This window comes from Pseudidiomarina terrestris (assembly GCF_030466405.1).
GTDB classification, from domain to species: domain Bacteria; phylum Pseudomonadota; class Gammaproteobacteria; order Enterobacterales; family Alteromonadaceae; genus Pseudidiomarina; species Pseudidiomarina terrestris.
In genome coordinates this window covers 158,577-176,063 of sequence record NZ_JAGGJF010000002.1, presented here as the reverse complement: position 1 = coordinate 176,063, position 17,487 = coordinate 158,577, and the positions used below count along the sequence as shown (strand labels likewise).

The following is a 17,487-nucleotide window of genomic DNA, read 5'->3' as shown; positions in this document are numbered from 1 at the left end:
CGCTTCAATAAGATCGCGGGGCGCTGAGAGTCTGTTATACTACCGCGCTAATTTTAAGCGCCATGTGCCTCGCGACGCGCCCTCCGAATAAGTGAACCAGAACTATGTCAGAATCAAACCCTGCAAACTCGCCAGAAACGACACCAGCCGTGCGGCGTTTCAACGAACTCAAGCTCTCCGATGCGCTCTTAAGTAGCTTGCAGGATGCCGGGTTCGAACAAATGACTGACGTACAGGCCTATAGTCTGCCGAAGATCCTCCGCGCTGAAGATGTTGTCGTGCAGGCGGAAACCGGCTCTGGGAAAACCGTGGCCTTTGCGCTGGGTGTGTTGTCGAAGTTGGACACCAGCTCCTTTGCACCGCAAGCGCTGGTGCTCTGCCCCACCCGTGAGCTCGCTGAGCAGGTCGCTGAAGCGATTCGCGCGTTGGCAAAGGCCATGGGCAACGTCAAGGTCTTAACCCTCTGTGGTGGTGTTCCTGCGCGCTCACAGGCCGCATCCTTAGAGCACGGTGCACATATTCTGGTGGGCACGCCCGGCCGTATCCTTGATCACCTGCAACAGGAGCGGATTGATTTCGCCAGCCTGCAAAGCCTGGTGCTTGATGAAGCCGACCGCATGCTCGAAATGGGCTTTGAAGACGAATTAAAAGGTATTGTCGCCAAGCTACCAGCTGCCCGACAGACCCTGCTATTCAGCGCGACTTACCCGCAGGGGATTCGTCAGCTGACCAAGCAAATGACTCGCGATGCTGACATCATCAAAGTCGCCGCGACCCAAACTCAGACCACCATTCGTCAACGTTTCTATCAGCAACTTGATACGCCCGCGGCAGAAGCGGTGGAGCGCGTACTGCTCGAACTGCAGCCTGACAACTGTATGGTGTTCTGCACCACCAAAGTGGAAACCCAGAACCTGGCTGACACCCTGGCTGCGCGCGGTCACAGCGCCATTGCCCTGCACGGTGACATGGAGCAAAAAGATCGCGATCAGGCCATGGTGCGCTTCAGTAATGGCAGCGCCCGGATTCTGGTGGCGACCGACGTGGCTTCGCGCGGCTTAGACGTTGCCGAACTTGATCTGGTAATCAGCGTGCATTTGGCCCACGACATCGCCACCCATACCCATCGTATTGGCCGTACCGGCCGTGCTGGTGCCGAAGGTCTGGCGGTGACTGTGGTGGGAATCAAAGACGACTACCGACTGCGTCTGCTGGAGGATACCCTCTCTGCGCCAATTCAGCTGCAGCCTTTACCCGAGCGCAAATCAGATGCGAAGCCGCTGGTGGCTGCTTATGTCACCGTGCAGCTTAACGGCGGCAAAAAAGATAAGCTGCGGCCCGGCGACATTGTTGGTGCCTTGACCCGCGACCAGCAGCTGAGCATGGACGACATTGGTAAAATCAAAGTGCAGGCACAGTGGGCCTATGTCGCGGTGAAAACCAACAAAGCCAAGCACGCGCTGGCATTGCTCAACAACGACAAGATTAAAAACAAGCGCTTCCGCGCCCGGACCTTACTTGAAAGCTGACGTTATTGACTATACTTGATCTGGAACACCGGCTTATCGTTCACCGTGGTCGAATCGCCACGAAACAAAGCAGAGGAAAACTATGAGCAAAGAAATTATCAATTACGTTGAGTTTCCCGTTCGCGATATGGAAGGCACCAAACGCTTCTTCAGCCAGGCCTTTGGCTGGGAGTATTACGACCACGGTGATGACTATGCTGCGATTCAAAAAGCAGGCCTTCACGGTGGCTTCTTTCGCTCGGATCTTGTTGCTCACACGGAAAATGGCAGTGCTTTAGTGGTGCTGTTCAGTGAAGATTTAGAGGACAGTCTGGAGCGAGTTAAACAGGCGGGCGGTAAGATCTCGAAATCAATTTTCGACTTCCCCGGCGGGCGCCGCTTTCAGTTTACTTGTCCTAGCGGTAACGAATACGCGGTTTGGTCTGAGTCTTAATTCCTGATTTTCCTTGCGTGCGTCAGGGCGATTTCCTGCCCTGACGCCTATTCTCTTCTACCTAGCGGCGCCGATCAGAACTCGGCTTAGTGAAAGGCTTACGCGCGGACTTGGGCTGTGGCTTACGTCGGCGATGACCCGCAGGTGCCTCTGAGGACGAATGCTCGATTGATTTCATCAATTCCGCCAGTTCATCTTCAGTAAGGTTCCGCCACTGACCAACCTGCAGTCTGCCTAACCTGACATTCATAATGCGCACCCGTTCCAGCTTGCGCACGTCGTAACCGAAGTGCTCGCACATGCGGCGAATCTGGCGGTTCATGCCCTCAATCAAGGTCATGCGAAAACTGAACTGGGACTCCTGGCGCACTTTACACTTTTTCGTCATTGTTCCCAGAATTGGCACACCGCTAGCCATGCCCCGAATAAAGTCGGGAGTTATGGGTCGATCAACAGTTACCACGTACTCTTTTTCGTGTTTGTTACCGGCCCGCAGGATCTTATTCACCAGATCGCCATTGCTGGTCAGAAAAATCAGGCCCTGTGAGTCTTTATCGAGCCGCCCGATTGGAAAAATACGGGTTTTATGACCGACAAAATCCACCATATTCTTGGGCTCAGCGGAATCTGTAGTGCTGACAATTCCGACCGGCTTGTTCAGCGCAATAAACACGAATTTTTCTTTATCCGTGGCCTGAATCTTCTGACCGTTGACCGTGACCTCATCGCCAGGTGCGACTTGCTGGCCCAGCTCAGCAGGCTTACCGTTAATTTTTACCGCGCCCTGATCAATAAAGCGGTCCGCTTCCCGACGCGAGCAAAAACCGCTCTCGCTGATAAATTTATTTAACCGTTTTGATGCCGACTCAGGCATAAACCCTCTGCTTGCGCTGCTACTAAGGGCTCTAGTGTAGCAAAGAGCCTTATTCCTGTGCCATCAAAGCGATAAAATACCTGCGCCTGTTGTTCTTAATGAACAGTAAAGATCTCACTGGCTTTGCGAAACACGGGCGATTCTTCAATGGCAGCGCCATCGAGCGGATTCCCCCACCACAAACCTTCGTTATTCGCTAACACCACCACGGTAATACCGCGCTCAGGGAACTTTATATAGGCCGCAGTAAAGCCAATCTCTTCGTCCCAACCCGAGTGCCAGATGATCTTTTCACCATCCACCCATTGAATGTAGCGCCCGTAAGCGTAAGGAATGGTTTTACCTTCGGCTGTGGTGTATTCGTTGGTGGTGTACGCCATAAACTCTGGTGACAGAATTTTGCCCGCATCAAGCGCGATATCAAACCGGGCGATGTCCCCCGCAGTCGAACTCACGCCAGCACCACCGGCCATGTGCCGCTCGGGCATACGTCGCAGAACGTAATGATTATCCTCAATACCAAAACCCCGTGAACGACGGAAAAACACGTCCATACGCGTTTCATCCCATAGTCCTGCAATAGAGTCGTTCATCGCCGCAGGTTCCAGAATCGAGGCGGTAATTGCTTGGGCAAGCTCGTTGTGACGGCCTTCAGCAAGCTCTATCGGGTTACCGCGTTTTGCTTCAAGAAAACGCGACAGGCGGGAGTAGAAAATGGAGTTGTAAAAGAAACGGGTATCGACGCTGCCGTTGACGACATGGTTCAACGCATGTTTCAGCTTAAAGGTCTGGTCGCAGTTCAGATTCTTACCAAACACAATTCCGGAACCGGCCAGCCATTGACAGTACTTTGCAAAGCCCGGGGCGGAATTCAGCGTGTCGTCAAAACTCAGTTCACCATTTTCAATTAACTTCAAAAAGGCGGTGCCAACAAAAAACTTACTGACCGATGCTATCCAGAATGGCGTGCGGGTGGTGACTGGCACCTGCCCTTCCAAATGCGAGATACCGTGAGCTTTTTCGTAAACGATTTCGCCATCTTTCACAACGGCAACGGATAACCCGGGAATATGCTTTTCTTTTTTGAGCTCGAGTAAGTAGTCTTCAAATGCTTTTGTCTGGCTATTGATATCGCTGGCGGTTGCCGCCCCAGTTATTAGTAATGCCACACAACCAAGTATCAGTCGAATCATCTTCAGTGCCCTTCTATCGCCTATGGTTCGGTCTATTCAGTAACTACCGCATTTAAGTCGAGACGGGACCCAAAAAAGTTCTTCGCTGATACGATTTCTCTATTCCTGCCACTCCGGACGAAGCAAACTCAGGGTGTACCACCCCTGATACTGGCCATCTTTCTTGATGGTATCGCGTGCTAAACCTTCGACTTTAAAACCGAAAGCTTCCTGGTAAAACTTCAGCGCGCGAGGATTGGATTCGAACACGTTCAAATCGATACGGTGAAAGTTCAGTTCGGCAAAACCTTTGCGTAAGATTGCGGCAAACATCGCACGGCCATAGCCACCAGAGCGAGCCGCCGGGTCCACCGCAGCCACTCCAATATGACCAAAATCATTTTGTCGATCGATACGAGTAAAATGCACCATGCCAACAGCCCGCTCGCCGACGCAGTATTTAAAACACAAACGCACCTCAGGGTCGCCAGCACTTGCGACAAAGAAAGCATCGAAAACTTCGCGTTTCAGCGGATAACTAAAGGCGTTGCCGCACACTTTAAAATGATCCTCAGGGTCTGCCAGCCAGCTGGACACCAGCTCAAAATCGTCTTTTTGGATGGGTACTAACACAGCATTCTCCTACACCTACTTCTACCCACTGCTACCAGCAACAAAAAAGGCCGCACAATGGCGGCCTTCTAACACTATTAACGCTTGTGGCCTGTTACAGCTTACCTGCGTTTTTCGAAAGGTAGTCAGCTACGCCTTTAGCGTCAGCTTTCATACCTTCGTCGCCTTCTTTCCAGCCAGCTGGGCATACATCGCCGTGTTCCTGGTGGAAGTTCAGCGCGTCTACCAAACGAATCATCTCGTCGATGTTACGGCCCAATGGCAGGTCGTTTACGATTTGGTGACGAACAGTGCCTTCTTCGTCGATCAGGAATGACGCGCGGAAGGCTACACCAGCTTCTGGGTGCTCAACATCATAGGCTTTACAGATGTTGTGCTTCACGTCAGCAACCAATGGGTATTTAACTTCACCAATACCACCATTTTCTTCACTGGTGTTACGCCATGCGTTGTGGGTGAATTGTGAGTCGATAGACACACCAATCACTTCCACGCCACGCTTTTTGAATTCTTCTAAACGGTGATCAAAAGCGATCAGTTCAGAAGGACATACAAAGGTGAAATCCAAAGGATAGAAGAATACGACTGCTTTTTTGCCTTTAATTTGCGAATGCAAGTTAAAGTCGTCAACAATCTCACCTGTTCCCAATACTGCTGATGCAGTGAAATTAGGAGCTTTACGGCCTACTAATACACCCATTTTTTTTCTCCGTAATGTTGTTGTACTGAATGAAACTTAATCTTCCGAAGGCGCAGGATGACGCTCTGCCACTTCGTTAATTAATTCTTGTAGTTCGCCTTTTTGGAACATTTCCAAAATAATATCACAACCACCGACGAGCTCACCCTCAACCCACAGCTGTGGAAAGGTCGGCCAGTCGGCATAATTTGGTAATTCTGCACGAATGTCAGGATTCTGTAGGATATCAACATACGCGAATGGCTGACCACAGCTCATCAACGCTTGCGAGGCCTGTGAAGAAAAACCACAGCTCGGTAATTTTGGCGAACCTTTCATGTAAAGCAGAATCGGATTTTCGCTGATTTGCTGCTTAATTTTCTCTACAGTTTCCATGCCTTCGTCCTTACTTCTTTAAGCGAGTTAATGGCGGCAAGTTTATCACATCAAGCACAAGGATTGCAGTACAGCAGGCCAGCAAAGGGACCATCTACTGACAATTTAAAATTTGCTTACTACACTTGAAATAAACTTTTCTGCCTATATCTAGGTATATTGAGACTTGAAGATTCGTTTTCAATGCTAAAATAAGAACGAGTCCAATAAATTCACAAAAGCAAGAATGGAGAGTCTATATGGCATTCGAACTACCAGCATTACCTTATGAAAAAAATGCTCTTGAGCCGCACATCTCTGCGGAAACTTTGGAATACCATTACGGCAAGCACCACGCTGCTTACGTAAGCAAGCTGAACGATGCTGTCAAAGGCACTGACATGGAAAATAAGTCACTTGAAGATATCATTAAATCTTCCTCTGGTGGCGTATTCAACAATGCAGCGCAGGTCTGGAACCACACCTTCTACTGGCATTGCTTAAGCCCAAATGGCGGCGGTGAGCCAAGCGGTGAACTTGCCGATGCAATTAATTCTGCATTCGGTTCTTTCGATAAATTTAAAGAAGAGTTCAAAGCGCAAGCAGCAGGTAACTTTGGTTCAGGCTGGACCTGGTTAGTGAAAAAAGCTGACGGCTCAGTTGCTATTGCCAATACGGACGATGCCGATACCCCTATCACCAACAGCGCGGTCACCCCACTGATGACTGTTGATGTTTGGGAACACGCTTACTACATCGATTACCGTAATGCGCGTCCAAACTACTTAGACGCATTCTGGAACATCGTGAACTGGGACTTCGTAGCGAAAAACTACGGTTAATTCCCGCTCCAGAGCGAAAGTTTTTACGAAAAAAGCCCCGCACTGCGGGGCTTTTTATTGCTACAGCAAAAGTGCTCTTACTCAATCAGGTTCGCTGGAATATCACCACGTAAGCTATGCCAGATACGACCTGAAGCATAACCATAATCGCGGACCAGCAGCGCCGCTTCGTCGCGTTTCTCTTCAGTCGCTACTTTCTTCAAATCTGCATAGTACTTGCGGGCCAGTTTGCGCGCGTCATCATTGGAGAAATAAAAGTTACCAATGCGCGAGTACAATCCTTTAAAGCCATTAAGTACCAAGACGTAAATTGGATTGCCTGATGCCATTGCCAGATCGTGGTTTAAACGATAGTCGTATTCGCTAAAGGCGTCGGCGGTATCTTCCAGCCCTTCAGCTTCAGCCAGTAGTTCAGCGACCCGTTCCGGTGCATTGCGCACGGCCGCACGAATATAAATCGCACTAATGTTGGTGCGCGCCGACAGCAACTGATCCACCAGTTCCGGCATGCCCTCTTCGTCAAGCCGCGCCAGCGTCTCCAGAATATTCAGACCAGAGGTTTCCCAGAAATTATTTACCCGGGTCGGCTTACCGTGTTGAATCGTTAACCAGCCATCACGCGCCAAGCGTTGTAACACCTCACGTAAGGTCGTTCGGGTCACGCCAATCAATTCTGAAAGCTCACGTTCGGCAGGGAGAATCGTACCCGGCGCGAAGTGCCCATTCCAAATGGACTTCACTATATATTCTTCTGCAAACCCCGCAGGGCTTTGTGCCTTGATAATCATGAAGTGGCCTATTTGCTGTGAATCAAACCGGTAAGGGCTAGATTAGTATTAATGTTATGACCGTTGATTTTATCAGGCTTTCCAATGGTCGGACAAGTTTTGTCGTCATTGCTTTTCAGAAATCTATCGACATCATCCGCGTGCTTCGCTATCTTTTCCGCAAAACCTATAACAAGAGATGTCTTCATGATGCGCTTTTTCGCCCAACTTCCCGAGCGCCGCGGCGCCTGGGCCTTGCTCGCTGCCTCGGCATTTGCACTTTTTGCGACAGCCCTTTACATGCAGTACCAGATGGATCTTGCCCCCTGTGTGAAATGTATTTATCAGCGTGTCGCTGTGCTGGGCGTGGGCTTAGCCGCTTTAGTTCCAGCCATTGCACCGAAGTTTATGTTAGCACGACTGGTCGGCTATGCCGGCTGGCTGACTGCGGCCATCTGGGGCTTCATCATTGCCAATAATCATGTTGCTGCGCAGCAGGCCAAGAATTCCTTTTTCGCAGTCTGCGATACCTTTCCCCAGTTTCCTGACTGGATGCCGCTGCACGAGTGGCTACCTGGTATGTTCGGCGCCACCGGCTTATGTGGAGATATTAACTGGTCATTCCTGGATATGAGCATGCCGGAATGGCTGCGCATCATCTTTGCCTTCTACGCGGTACTTGGCGGGCTGGTCCTGGTGCTGCGGCTGCTGGGCGCGCGCAAATTCTAGTCGGCCTTAGTTGCGGTCTCTTAGCGGCCAGGTCACAATTCTTAATTCGAGGTCCTCATGGACCTCGTTTTCGTTCTGGACTCGCCCCGCGGCACTCATTCCTGCTGCTATCATCGCTTTGCGAGAACCATCATTGCGCAGCGGATGCCAGCTCGGTAAGCCACGACCTTCAGCCAGGCGCCGGTAGGCACATGAGGTCGGCATAAAATCCAGTTCGTAGACGTTCTGCGGGGTGATCACCACACAATCTGGCACAAACTGCGTGCGTTCTGCGTAGTTGCTGCAGCGCGCAGTGTCGCATTCCAGCAACACACAGGAGACGTCGGTGTAATGCACGGTGTCGTCTTCATCGTCACTGTCGATCAATTTGTGCAGGCAGCATTTACCGCAGCCATCACACAGGGATTCCCACTCCGCGTGGGTCATCTGGGCAAAACTCTTGCGCTGCCAGAACGGAATCTCACTCATCTGCTATGACCTTGCCCTGCCAGTGGCCGCGCATTGCACCGAACTGCAGGTGCAGATCGAGTTGCTGACCAACGTGCAAGGGACCTACCCCTGCAGGCGTACCTGTCAGCACTACGTCCCCTGGCTCCAGGGTAAAGGTATGACTGATGTGCGCGATCAGCTCAGCGATGGGCATCAGCATCTGCGTCGCTTCACCTTGTTGTTGCAGGTGCTCATCACAGAAGAGCTTGAAGCTGGCTTGCTGCAACTGTGCCGGGTCATCGACCACTAACCACTCCGCCAGTACACAGGCACCGTCAAAGGCTTTAGCACGCTCCCAGGGCTGCCCTTGCTGCTTTAGTTTGTCTTGCAGCTCGCGTAAGGTCAGATCCAGTGCCAGAGTGACCTGGCCGATGGCGGCGCTGGCCTGCTCCGGAGTCGCCCGACGTAAGCGCTGCTGCACCTGAACCGCCAGCTCCAGCTCGTGATGACAGGCGCCGCGATCCGTTGGAATACGTACCTCGGGTAACTTTGCGAGACTGCTGGGCGGCTTGATGAAGAGCAAAGGTTCGGCAGGAATGGGATTATTCAATTCAGCTGCATGGGCCGCATAATTGCGACCCACACAGACAATTTTCGAAGGCTTCAACATGGCACTGGTTCGGGATCAGCGCGGAAAGCGAATACGGTCCGACAGGTAGCCGACCGCCGCCACAAAGTAATGCGAACGATTCCAGCGCATCAGCGCATCGTAGTTGGCATAGGCCAGATAAACCCGACCTTCTTTGTCGTCCGGAATGACCACAGCGGCTTCAATGTCACCGCGCTGCGGCAGATCGCTGCCATCCATGCGACGCACACCCAATGCCTGCCATTCAGCCAGGCTCTTTTTGTTTTTCAGCTCCGCAATGGAAACATCGAAATCCGCAGGCAGTTGCACTTGCCGGCCCCAGGTCACATCGTCGCGCCAGCCTGCATTTTTCAGGTAATTTGCCGCCGATGCGAAAACGTCGCCCATGGAGTTCCAGATATCCTTACGGCCGTCACCATCATAGTCGACCGCATAGGCCATAAATGAGCTTGGCATAAACTGCGTCTGGCCCATGGCACCGGCCCAGGAGCCTTTCATCTGGTCCACGTCAATGTGACCGTCCTGGATGATGGTCAACGCCTGCCATAGCTGCTTCTTAAAGAATTCTTCACGACGGCCTTCATAGGCCATGGTGGTCAGCGCTGAAACGACATCAAAACCGCCGGTATAAGAGCCGAAATTGGTCTCGATGCCCCATAACGCCACAATAAAGCGCGGTTGCACGCCATAGGCTTTGCCGACTTCTTCGAGCAGTTCTTTATGTTCGTTGTATTTCTCCAGTGCCTGTTTAGCTTTCCATTCCGGCACAGCTCGTGGCAGGTAGGTGTCCAACGTCAGTTTAAACTCTGGCTGGTTCTTGTCGGCACTCACCGAGCGCTGGTAAAATTTTGCGTTGGCAAAAGCTTTTTCCAGGGTTTCACTGCTGTAGCCCTGCTCCAGCGCTTCGACCTTAATCTTTTCAACGTAGTCTGCAAATCCGGCTTCATCCTGGGCAATGGCATGCTTAGGGGTCAGCATCAAAGCAGTGGCAACCAGTGCCATCGACATCAATTTTTTCATTTTGCCAATTCCTTCTTTAATAAATTCTCTGGCGGTGGCGGGATCTGCAAATAATAGCCGGGATCCTGTAAATGTTCTTTCAGTTCAGCGACCGATAGCCGGGCCAGCTTTCGCTCATCCGTCAGGGCTATCGTCATCACGTGCTTAGGTTCCCCGAAACTTTTCGCTAACGGCTCCGGTAACACAGAGAAATCGGCAGGATGCGCGATATAGAGGTAGGTATCCACCCGTTTCGGGCTTCGATAGACAGCACACAACATAGATTGCTACCACTCACTTCAATAATTGTTCGATCGGTTGCTTCAGCTTAGCCCCTCGCCAACTTGTGAACAAGTCCGGCAGCGGCAACTGGTCTTGCGCATGCGACGGAATCTGCCAGCACCAGTGCAGCACGTCATTAATCTGACGGCGGGAGGCTATCAGTGCCACATTGATACCCAGCTCGTCAGCGGTCTGTTGCGCCAGTTTTTTTATCGCATTGAACATGGTTTTGTAGTTCGGCAGATCGGTCAGGCGCAGCAGCGGAATATCCAAGGGTCCATTGTCACGACCTTTGGCAATAGCGCCCAACAGGGCGTCGCCGGCGTACTTGATGGTCACTGGCGAGAGTTCTTTAAAGTAACGCAATTTGTTCTTGCTGTCGGGCATCTGCCGCGCAAGGTCCAGCAAGGTATGATCTTTGGCGATAAAGCCCAGTGGCAAATCAGAGCTGCGCGCACGCTGATAGCGCCAGGCCACTAACTCACGCAGCACACTCAGCTGCTCGGGGTCGCATTGCCAGGCGTTACCAAAATACAGGAACTGCCATTCATCCGGGATCGTTTGCGCCCGTTTGTGCGCCTGCCAGGCACTTTCCTGCAGGATCAGCTCAAGCTTGCCCTGTGTTTGCGCCAGTTCATATAACTCTGGATACAACTGCTGCAAATAAAATACATCCGCCGCGGCGTAATCGAGCTGCTCCGGCGCCAGCGGCCGCTTCATCCAATCGGTGCGTGACTGCGACTTATCGATGGCAACACCAAGCCGTTGCTCAACCAGCGCCGCGTAGCCTAAAGCATCGCCATCCCCAAGCATGGCGCTGGCGATCTGGGTGTCAAAAATGGCGTTCGGAAGTTGTCCCATGTGCTGGTGCAGGATTTCATAGTCTTCGCCACCGGCATGAATCACCAGGGTGGTCTGCGGATCAGCCAGTAACTGCCAAAGCGGCAACAGCGCCTGGCCATCATCTTCTGCAGCCAGCGCCACCGGATCAATCAGTGCGGTGCGTTCGCCGGCCTGGATCTGCACCAGTCCGAGCCGCGCAAAGTAAGTGCGAGTGCGCACGAACTCGGTATCGACCGCGATAAACTCCGCGCCCTGCGCATGTTCACAGAATTCACCCAACGCAGCTGCGCTGGTTATCAATTGAAAGGCTATGGTCACGAGTCGTTTTTCGCCTTAGCTTCTTCTTCGTCACGAAGTTCACGACGCAGGATTTTACCAACATTGGTTTTCGGCAGTTCGTCACGAAACTCGACAAACTTAGGCACTTTGTAACCGGTCATGTTTTCGCGGGCGTAATCAATCATCTCTTTTTCCGTGAGTGATGGATCTTTCCGCACCACGAAGACCTTCACTGCTTCGCCCGACGAGTCATGCGGCACGCCGACAGCAGCAACTTCCAGCACTTTCGGGTGTTCCGCAATGACATCTTCAATTTCGTTCGGGTAGACATTAAAGCCCGACACCAAAATCATATCTTTCTTACGATCAACAATTTTGAAAAAGCCGTTTTCTTCCATGCGGCCGATATCACCGGTCAGGAACCAGCCATCCTGCATTACTTTGTCGGTTTCTTCAGGTTGGTTCAGATACCCCACCATGACCTGCGGACCGCGCACCTGCAGTTCGCCTTCTTCACCCTGGCCCAGTACTTCACCGGTTTCCGTGTCGACGACACGAACGTCCGTTGAAGGTAAAGGAATACCAATGGTGCCGTTGTAATGCTCGATGTCCGTTGGGTTCACTGTGACTACTGGCGAACATTCTGTTAAGCCATAGCCTTCCAACAGGCGTTGCTTGGTCACCCGCTCCCAGTGTTCAGCCACAGAACGTTGCACGGCCATGCCGCCGCCCAGCGCTATTTTCAGGTGCGAGAAATCAAGTTCCTTGAAGCCTTCAGTATTAAGCAGGCCGTTAAACAAGGTGTTCACGCCGGAGATAATCGAGAACTTATGCTTGCTGAGCTCTTTGATAAAGCCCGGCATGTCGCGCGGGTTGGTGATAAGAATATTCTTGCCACCATGCTTCATAAAGGTCAGGCAGTTCGCCGTTAACGCGAAGATATGATAAAGCGGTAAAGCGGTAATAATGGTCTCTTCGCCATCATTCACCAAAGGCGCCACAATGGCAGACACCTGTTCCAGATTCGCGACCATATTGCGATGCGACAGCATTGCACCTTTGGCCAGCCCAGTAGTACCGCCCGTGTATTGCAGGAACGCCAGATCATCGCCGCTCACTTCAGGGCGCTGGTAGGTCGCTTTGGCACCTTTAGCCAGGACGTCACGGAAAGTCACCGTGCCCGCCAGCTTGTAGCTGGGCACCATACGCTTAACGTGCTTCACTACAAAGTTCACGATCCAACGCTTAGGGCTTGGCAGCAGATCGCCAATTCCGGTCAAAATCACATGGTCCAGATCCAGATCACCGATCACTTTTTCCAGTGTATGGCCGAAATTATCCAGGATCACGATACCTTTACATTGTGCGTCGCTAAGCTGGTGCTTCAACTCGCGCGGCGTGTAAAGCGGATTCACATTGACCACGGTCATGCCCGCGCGAAGAATGCCAAATAACGCCACCGGGTATTGCAATAAGTTCGGCATCATTATGGCAATCGCGTCACCCTTTTTCAGGCCTTTGCTCTGCAGGTACGCTGCGAACTTTTTCGTTTCTTCATCCAGCTCATGAAACGACATTTCATGATCCATATTCACATAGGCGGTCTTGTCGCCATAGGCTTCGACACTTTGCTCGAAAATGTCGACCAGTGAATTAAAGTGATCAGGGTCGATGGTTTCTGGGACCCCTGCCGGATAGCGTTGTAACCAAGTTTTTTCCACGCGTTGGTGCTCCTGACTCATTATTTTTTGCCAATCTTCGCATATCCGACCAGTTTAAACTAGCCGTGAACTCATGCCAACATCGCAGTAAATTCGCGCCACACCGCATCTGGCTGCTCCATGTGCACGTGGTGCCCACCCGCGGCCTCGACAATTTCAAGTTGTGGCACGGCATCTTGCCACTGCTGCAGCGCCAGTTCGATGCGTTCACGGTGGCCGTGACTGCCTAACACCAGCTTTATCGGACACTCAATCGCTGCCAAAATGGAGCGTATTTGCAGTGGCGTCAGCCGTAATACCGATTTTGTCCGTAATTGGCCGTCTGCCCGAAACCGAAAATCATCTTCAGCCAGCTGTTCTAAACCACGCTCCACCAGTAACTGAGCCACCTCGGTATCAAAATCACCGGCTTGCTGACGCGCCAGCACCGCCGCGTCGAAATTCGGGTAATGTGGACGGCGTTTGCCCTGTTGTTGCAGTCGGCTGCGAAATCCCTGACGGATATCATCAAGAATAGCAGTCTCCGGACTACTTAAGAGGCCAAAAGCTTCAATCGCTAACAGATGACGGACCCGCTGAGGCTCAATACCGGCCCATAAATTGCCGACAAAGGCGCCCATCGAATGAGCGACCACCTCAACCTGCTGCCAGTTTTGCTGTTCACACAACTGCACCAGATCGTAGACATAGTCGAGAAAGGGGTAATAATTACCGGCAGGACGGTGCTGCGAGAGTCCGTGCCCGGGCCAGTCGATAGCCAGCAACTGATGGCTCTTCGCCAGATCCGAGGTCAGAAATTGCTGCGCCAGCGGCAAAAAACTGTGGCCGTTATCGAGCCAGCCATGCAATGCCAGTATAGGTTTGCCGTTGGCATTCCCCCAACGCAAGCCAGCCACGCTGCCCCAGTTCAGCTGAAAAGAAACAGGCTCAGCATGCTGCCGAGCCTGTGTATAGGTGTTGGTCATAGGTTTAGTTGTTCTTGTTATCGTCCTGATTACCGCCATTGGTTCTCACCGGCACTGGATAGTAGACCCGGTATGGCGGTGAATACCAGTGATGACGATACCAGAGTGAGCTGTAATCCACTTCCATCGGGCTCTTATCGATTTCTTTCCAAAGGTATTTGCCGGTCACGTCCAGGGTCGGGAACAGGTAACGAAACTCATCGATCTTCCCTTCCTCGGGCGCTTGCACGATACCGATGAAGGTAATGCTACGGCCTTTTTTATAAACCATAGGATCGACAAAACCGTCGAGTTTGGCCCGAAAACGACCGTCGCTGTTATCCGAAACGGCCGGACGGCCATACGAATTCAAGTCGTAATTGACCACTTCAACGATGGTACCGGAATCGGTATTGCGTACTTCAGCGATAACGCCACCCCAGCGCGCCGGTTTATTCTGCACTTGCTCAGGAGACTCCAGAGCTACTGTGTAGGGCGTCAAATTCGTGCCTTCAGCAACGGCAAGCTCATCCGGAACCGTCGAACATGCACTTAGAGTCAAAGCTCCCAGTGCTGTCAGCCAGTATTTCAACATGTTCGTACTCCTCATTCGATTGGAATGCTCTGCCCCGTTGCGCGATTAACGCCCGGGTAACTTTTTCCACGTCACTTCATTACGCACATATAAAGGTTCGAGTTCTTCTGCCGCCACAGGTTCACTTTGTTTTGCCAGAGTGAGCATATCCTGCGCTAGCGGTAAGGTCACAGCATCCAGCACCTGCACCTGCGTGTCAGGGTCAAGCTGACTGCCGTAGGCTTGCCAGCCGGTACCTGCACCGCTTACAACTGCAGCGCGCGCGCTGATATCCGCCCACCAACCCTGTTCCTTTAGGGGCGCTAAGGGCGCCATTTGTGCTGCACTGACAGGCTGTGCCAGGCCGTTGTCATTGACGTAGCTTGCCACATAGACTTCCTGCATGCGCGCATCGATGGCGCTGATCACAGCCTTGGCATCGTGACAACGTATCGCCTGTTGCGCCAAAGCTGCTAATGTAGAGACGCGATAAACCGGTAAATTGTGACTGAATGCGAGTCCCTGACTGATGGCAACACCGATGCGCACGCCGGTAAAACTGCCCGGACCATAACCACAGACAATGCCGTCCACCTCGGCCAGGGTGATACCAGCTTCACCTAACACCTCTTCGACAAACCCCAGTACCCGCTGGGAATGCTCACGCGGGGTCACAGCGGCGCGCTGAAAACATTGATCGCCGTAGCTTAACGCGACAGAACATTGTTCGGTCGCTGTATCAATTGCAAGTAATACCGCGCTCATTCCGATACATCTCCATTAATTTCTGCTAAAAACTCTAATGCCTGAGGCAAGTCTCGGGTGCGGCGTAAGGGGGGTAAGCTGGCCAAAAACAGTTGCCCGTAAGGTTTGCTCACCAAACGCTGATCGCAAACGATCAATACGCCGCGGTCACTGCTATCACGGATCAGGCGTCCGGCGCCCTGTTTCAGCGCGATCACCGCAGGCGGTAATTGTACCTGAGTGAAAGGTTCAGCTCCACGTAATCGACAGTCCTCAATGCGTGCCTGCAGCAGGGGATCATCAGGCGAGCCAAACGGCAGCTTATCGATGATCACACAGGTCAACGCCTGCCCGCGCACATCCACCCCTTCCCAGAATGACGAGGTTCCCAGCAGCACGCCGTTACCGGCTTTGATAAAATCTGCCAGCAATTCGCGTTTGTTGGTACTGCCCTGCACAAACAGTGGTCGGTCGGTCAGCGTGGCCAGTCGTTCGGCCACTCGCTGCAACATGCGGTGACTGGTAAAAAGCACAAAAGTGCCGCCCTGTTGATTCACGTCAAGTACCTGCGTGGTGATCTGCACCAGATGATCCAGCATCTCATGCTGATGAGGCTGCGGCAGGTAACGCGGGACACACAAGATGCCTTGCTCAGCGAAGGCAAACGGACTTGGCAGGCACAGTGTCCGCGCTTGCTCCAGGCCCAACAGGCGGGTGAAGTGGGTAAAATCGTCGCCAATAGCCAGGGTTGCTGAGGTAAAGACCCAGCTGGCATCAGAGTTGCCGACATAACTGCCGAATTTATCCGCCACCTGCAACGGCGTCTGATGCAGAGTGACTTGCCTTGGTGTGGTTTCAAACCAGAAGCTGAAACCGGTACGCTGGGTATCCTGCAACAGCTCCCAGGTATGCAAAAACTGTACGCAGCGCTCGTAAATGCTGTCCAGGTCCTGGTTACGGCCGAGCGCCCCCTTGGCGACATTGGCAAAAAACTGCAGGTTCTCGCTGAGTTGCATAACGGCGGCCTGCACCTGCGGTTGCTGCTGTGCCTGGCGCCAGTTGCCGCGCTGCGGATCCACCGGAAACGCCAGTCGCCAATCGCGCAGACTACCGATGAGTTTGTCGGCAGCTTTGTCCAGCTGGCGTAGATCTTTCAGCTCGGTCAGATAAAGCACCTTAGCTTCCTGTGCCAGCTCCTGTAACTGCCGGCTGCCGACCGCCTCACCAAAATACTGACTGGCAATATCTGGCAACTGGTGGGCTTCATCAAAGATCAGTGCATCGGCATGCGGGATCAGCTCGCCAAAGCCAATATCTTTGAGTGCCATATCGGCAAAAAATAAATGGTGATTAACCACCACGATATCCGCTTCCAGCGCATTTTTGCGCGCTTTAACCAGGTAGCAATCATCGTAGTCGGGACAATCACGGCCAAGGCAATTATCGACGGTGCTGGTCACGTGCGGCAGTACTTCGGCGTCCTCAGGCAAACTGCTGAGTCCACCAACATCGCCATCTTCTGTGCGCGCCGCCCAGCGTTTTACCTCAACCACTTGTTTTTGTACCGTCATCGAGAGCTCGCTGGCATGCGCCTGACTTTGCGCCAGACGGTGCAGACACAGATAGTTACTGCGACCTTTAAGCAGACTGACCTGTTTTTGTGGTGCGATCGCATCCCGCAGAGCAGGTAAATCACGGTGATACAGCTGCTCCTGCAGGGCTTTGGTGCCCGTCGAAATGATTGCAGAGCCTTTGCTTTTCAGAATGGGAACCAGATAGGCGTAGGTTTTCCCCGTCCCCGTTTCCGCTTCCACCACAAGCTGAGACTTATCTTTTAAAACCTGTGCAATAGCGGTCGCCATTTCCGTCTGCGCGGGGCGTGGTGAAAAGCCAGGTAAAGCCGAGGCGAGTGCACTGTCAGGTTGAAAATATTGGGCTACGGATGTCATCGCTCGGCGCGGTCTTTCGTTGGGGGTGATCGGTAGTCGCT

20 protein-coding genes are annotated in these 17,487 nt (G+C 52.5%); 4 read left to right on the top strand and 16 right to left on the bottom strand.

Annotated features, from left to right (window positions below):
* Positions 1-104 precede the first annotated feature (104 nt).
* On the top strand, positions 105-1,529 hold the full coding sequence (gene dbpA, locus J6J34_RS05075; RefSeq protein ID WP_301898589.1) for an ATP-dependent RNA helicase DbpA: 1,425 nt from the start codon (positions 105-107) through the stop codon (positions 1,527-1,529).
* Positions 1,530-1,611: 82 nt separating this feature from the next.
* Positions 1,612-1,962, top strand: a complete 351-nt coding sequence (locus J6J34_RS05070; protein WP_301773780.1) for a VOC family protein — start codon at positions 1,612-1,614, stop codon at positions 1,960-1,962.
* Positions 1,963-2,023: 61 nt separating this feature from the next.
* Here J6J34_RS05070 and rluF read toward each other — a convergent pair whose 3' ends face one another.
* The 5 genes from rluF to J6J34_RS05045 all read right to left on the bottom strand — a co-directional run bounded on the left by rluF (position 2,024) and on the right by J6J34_RS05045 (position 5,716).
* Positions 2,024-2,836, bottom strand: a complete 813-nt coding sequence (gene rluF, locus J6J34_RS05065; RefSeq protein ID WP_301773779.1) for a 23S rRNA pseudouridine(2604) synthase RluF — start codon at positions 2,834-2,836, stop codon at positions 2,024-2,026.
* 95 nt (positions 2,837-2,931) lie between these two features.
* A complete protein-coding gene (locus J6J34_RS05060; protein ID WP_301898588.1) occupies positions 2,932-4,029 on the bottom strand; it encodes a serine hydrolase domain-containing protein in 1,098 nt (365 codons plus the stop codon).
* 99 nt (positions 4,030-4,128) lie between these two features.
* Positions 4,129-4,641, bottom strand: a complete 513-nt coding sequence (locus J6J34_RS05055; protein ID WP_301898587.1) for a GNAT family N-acetyltransferase — start codon at positions 4,639-4,641, stop codon at positions 4,129-4,131.
* A gap of 94 nt (positions 4,642-4,735) precedes the next feature.
* A complete protein-coding gene (locus tag J6J34_RS05050) occupies positions 4,736-5,341 on the bottom strand; it encodes a peroxiredoxin (protein WP_301720027.1) in 606 nt (201 codons plus the stop codon).
* Between the two features lie 36 nt (positions 5,342-5,377).
* Positions 5,378-5,716, bottom strand: a complete 339-nt coding sequence (locus J6J34_RS05045; RefSeq protein WP_301720026.1) for a Grx4 family monothiol glutaredoxin — start codon at positions 5,714-5,716, stop codon at positions 5,378-5,380.
* Between the two features lie 239 nt (positions 5,717-5,955).
* On the opposite strand from J6J34_RS05045, the gene J6J34_RS05040 reads away from it, so the two are divergent.
* Positions 5,956-6,537 carry a superoxide dismutase gene (locus J6J34_RS05040; protein WP_301898586.1) on the top strand — a complete coding sequence of 194 codons (582 nt, stop codon included), beginning with the start codon at positions 5,956-5,958 and terminating at the stop codon, positions 6,535-6,537.
* Positions 6,538-6,614: 77 nt separating this feature from the next.
* Here the strand turns inward: J6J34_RS05040 and fadR are convergent, their stop codons facing one another.
* On the bottom strand, positions 6,615-7,325 hold the full coding sequence (gene fadR / locus J6J34_RS05035; protein ID WP_301773775.1) for a fatty acid metabolism transcriptional regulator FadR: 711 nt from the start codon (positions 7,323-7,325) through the stop codon (positions 6,615-6,617).
* A 186-nt stretch (positions 7,326-7,511) separates the two neighbouring features.
* Here fadR and dsbB point away from each other — a divergent pair, with 186 nt between their 5' ends.
* Positions 7,512-8,033, top strand: coding sequence for a disulfide bond formation protein DsbB (gene dsbB, locus J6J34_RS05030; protein WP_301720023.1), 522 nt, complete (start codon positions 7,512-7,514; stop codon positions 8,031-8,033).
* 6 nt (positions 8,034-8,039) lie between these two features.
* Here the strand turns inward: dsbB and J6J34_RS05025 are convergent, their stop codons facing one another.
* The 10 genes from J6J34_RS05025 to J6J34_RS04980 all read right to left on the bottom strand — a co-directional run bounded on the left by J6J34_RS05025 (position 8,040) and on the right by J6J34_RS04980 (position 17,446).
* A complete protein-coding gene (locus J6J34_RS05025; protein ID WP_301898704.1) occupies positions 8,040-8,492 on the bottom strand; it encodes a YcgN family cysteine cluster protein in 453 nt (150 codons plus the stop codon).
* Between the two features lies 1 nt (position 8,493).
* A complete protein-coding gene (locus J6J34_RS05020; RefSeq protein ID WP_301898585.1) occupies positions 8,494-9,132 on the bottom strand; it encodes a fumarylacetoacetate hydrolase family protein in 639 nt (212 codons plus the stop codon).
* 15 nt (positions 9,133-9,147) lie between these two features.
* On the bottom strand, positions 9,148-10,089 hold the full coding sequence (locus J6J34_RS05015) for a lytic murein transglycosylase (protein ID WP_418055171.1): 942 nt from the start codon (positions 10,087-10,089) through the stop codon (positions 9,148-9,150).
* Between the two features lie 38 nt (positions 10,090-10,127).
* A complete protein-coding gene (locus J6J34_RS05010) occupies positions 10,128-10,391 on the bottom strand; it encodes a YcgL domain-containing protein (protein ID WP_301720020.1) in 264 nt (87 codons plus the stop codon).
* A 13-nt stretch (positions 10,392-10,404) separates the two neighbouring features.
* Complete coding sequence (gene rnd, locus J6J34_RS05005) at positions 10,405-11,553, bottom strand: ribonuclease D (RefSeq protein ID WP_301720019.1); 1,149 nt, start codon at positions 11,551-11,553, stop codon at positions 10,405-10,407.
* The gene (fadD, locus tag J6J34_RS05000) at positions 11,550-13,235 is read right to left on the bottom strand and encodes a long-chain-fatty-acid--CoA ligase FadD (RefSeq protein WP_301898584.1); all 1,686 of its coding nucleotides are present in this window, start codon (positions 13,233-13,235) and stop codon (positions 11,550-11,552) included. Before fadD ends, rnd begins: the two co-directional genes overlap by 4 nt.
* Before the next feature lie 71 nt (positions 13,236-13,306).
* The gene (locus J6J34_RS04995) at positions 13,307-14,200 is read right to left on the bottom strand and encodes an alpha/beta fold hydrolase (RefSeq protein WP_301773769.1); all 894 of its coding nucleotides are present in this window, start codon (positions 14,198-14,200) and stop codon (positions 13,307-13,309) included.
* A 4-nt stretch (positions 14,201-14,204) separates the two neighbouring features.
* The gene (locus J6J34_RS04990; protein ID WP_301898583.1) at positions 14,205-14,774 is read right to left on the bottom strand and encodes a Slp family lipoprotein; all 570 of its coding nucleotides are present in this window, start codon (positions 14,772-14,774) and stop codon (positions 14,205-14,207) included.
* Between the two features lie 45 nt (positions 14,775-14,819).
* Positions 14,820-15,518: a tRNA (adenosine(37)-N6)-threonylcarbamoyltransferase complex dimerization subunit type 1 TsaB gene (gene tsaB / locus J6J34_RS04985; protein ID WP_301898582.1), complete on the bottom strand. Its 699-nt coding sequence runs from the start codon at positions 15,516-15,518 to the stop codon at positions 14,820-14,822.
* Complete coding sequence (locus J6J34_RS04980) at positions 15,515-17,446, bottom strand: DNA repair helicase YoaA (RefSeq protein WP_301720014.1); 1,932 nt, start codon at positions 17,444-17,446, stop codon at positions 15,515-15,517. Before J6J34_RS04980 ends, tsaB begins: the two co-directional genes overlap by 4 nt.
* Between the last annotated feature and the right edge of the window lie 41 nt (positions 17,447-17,487).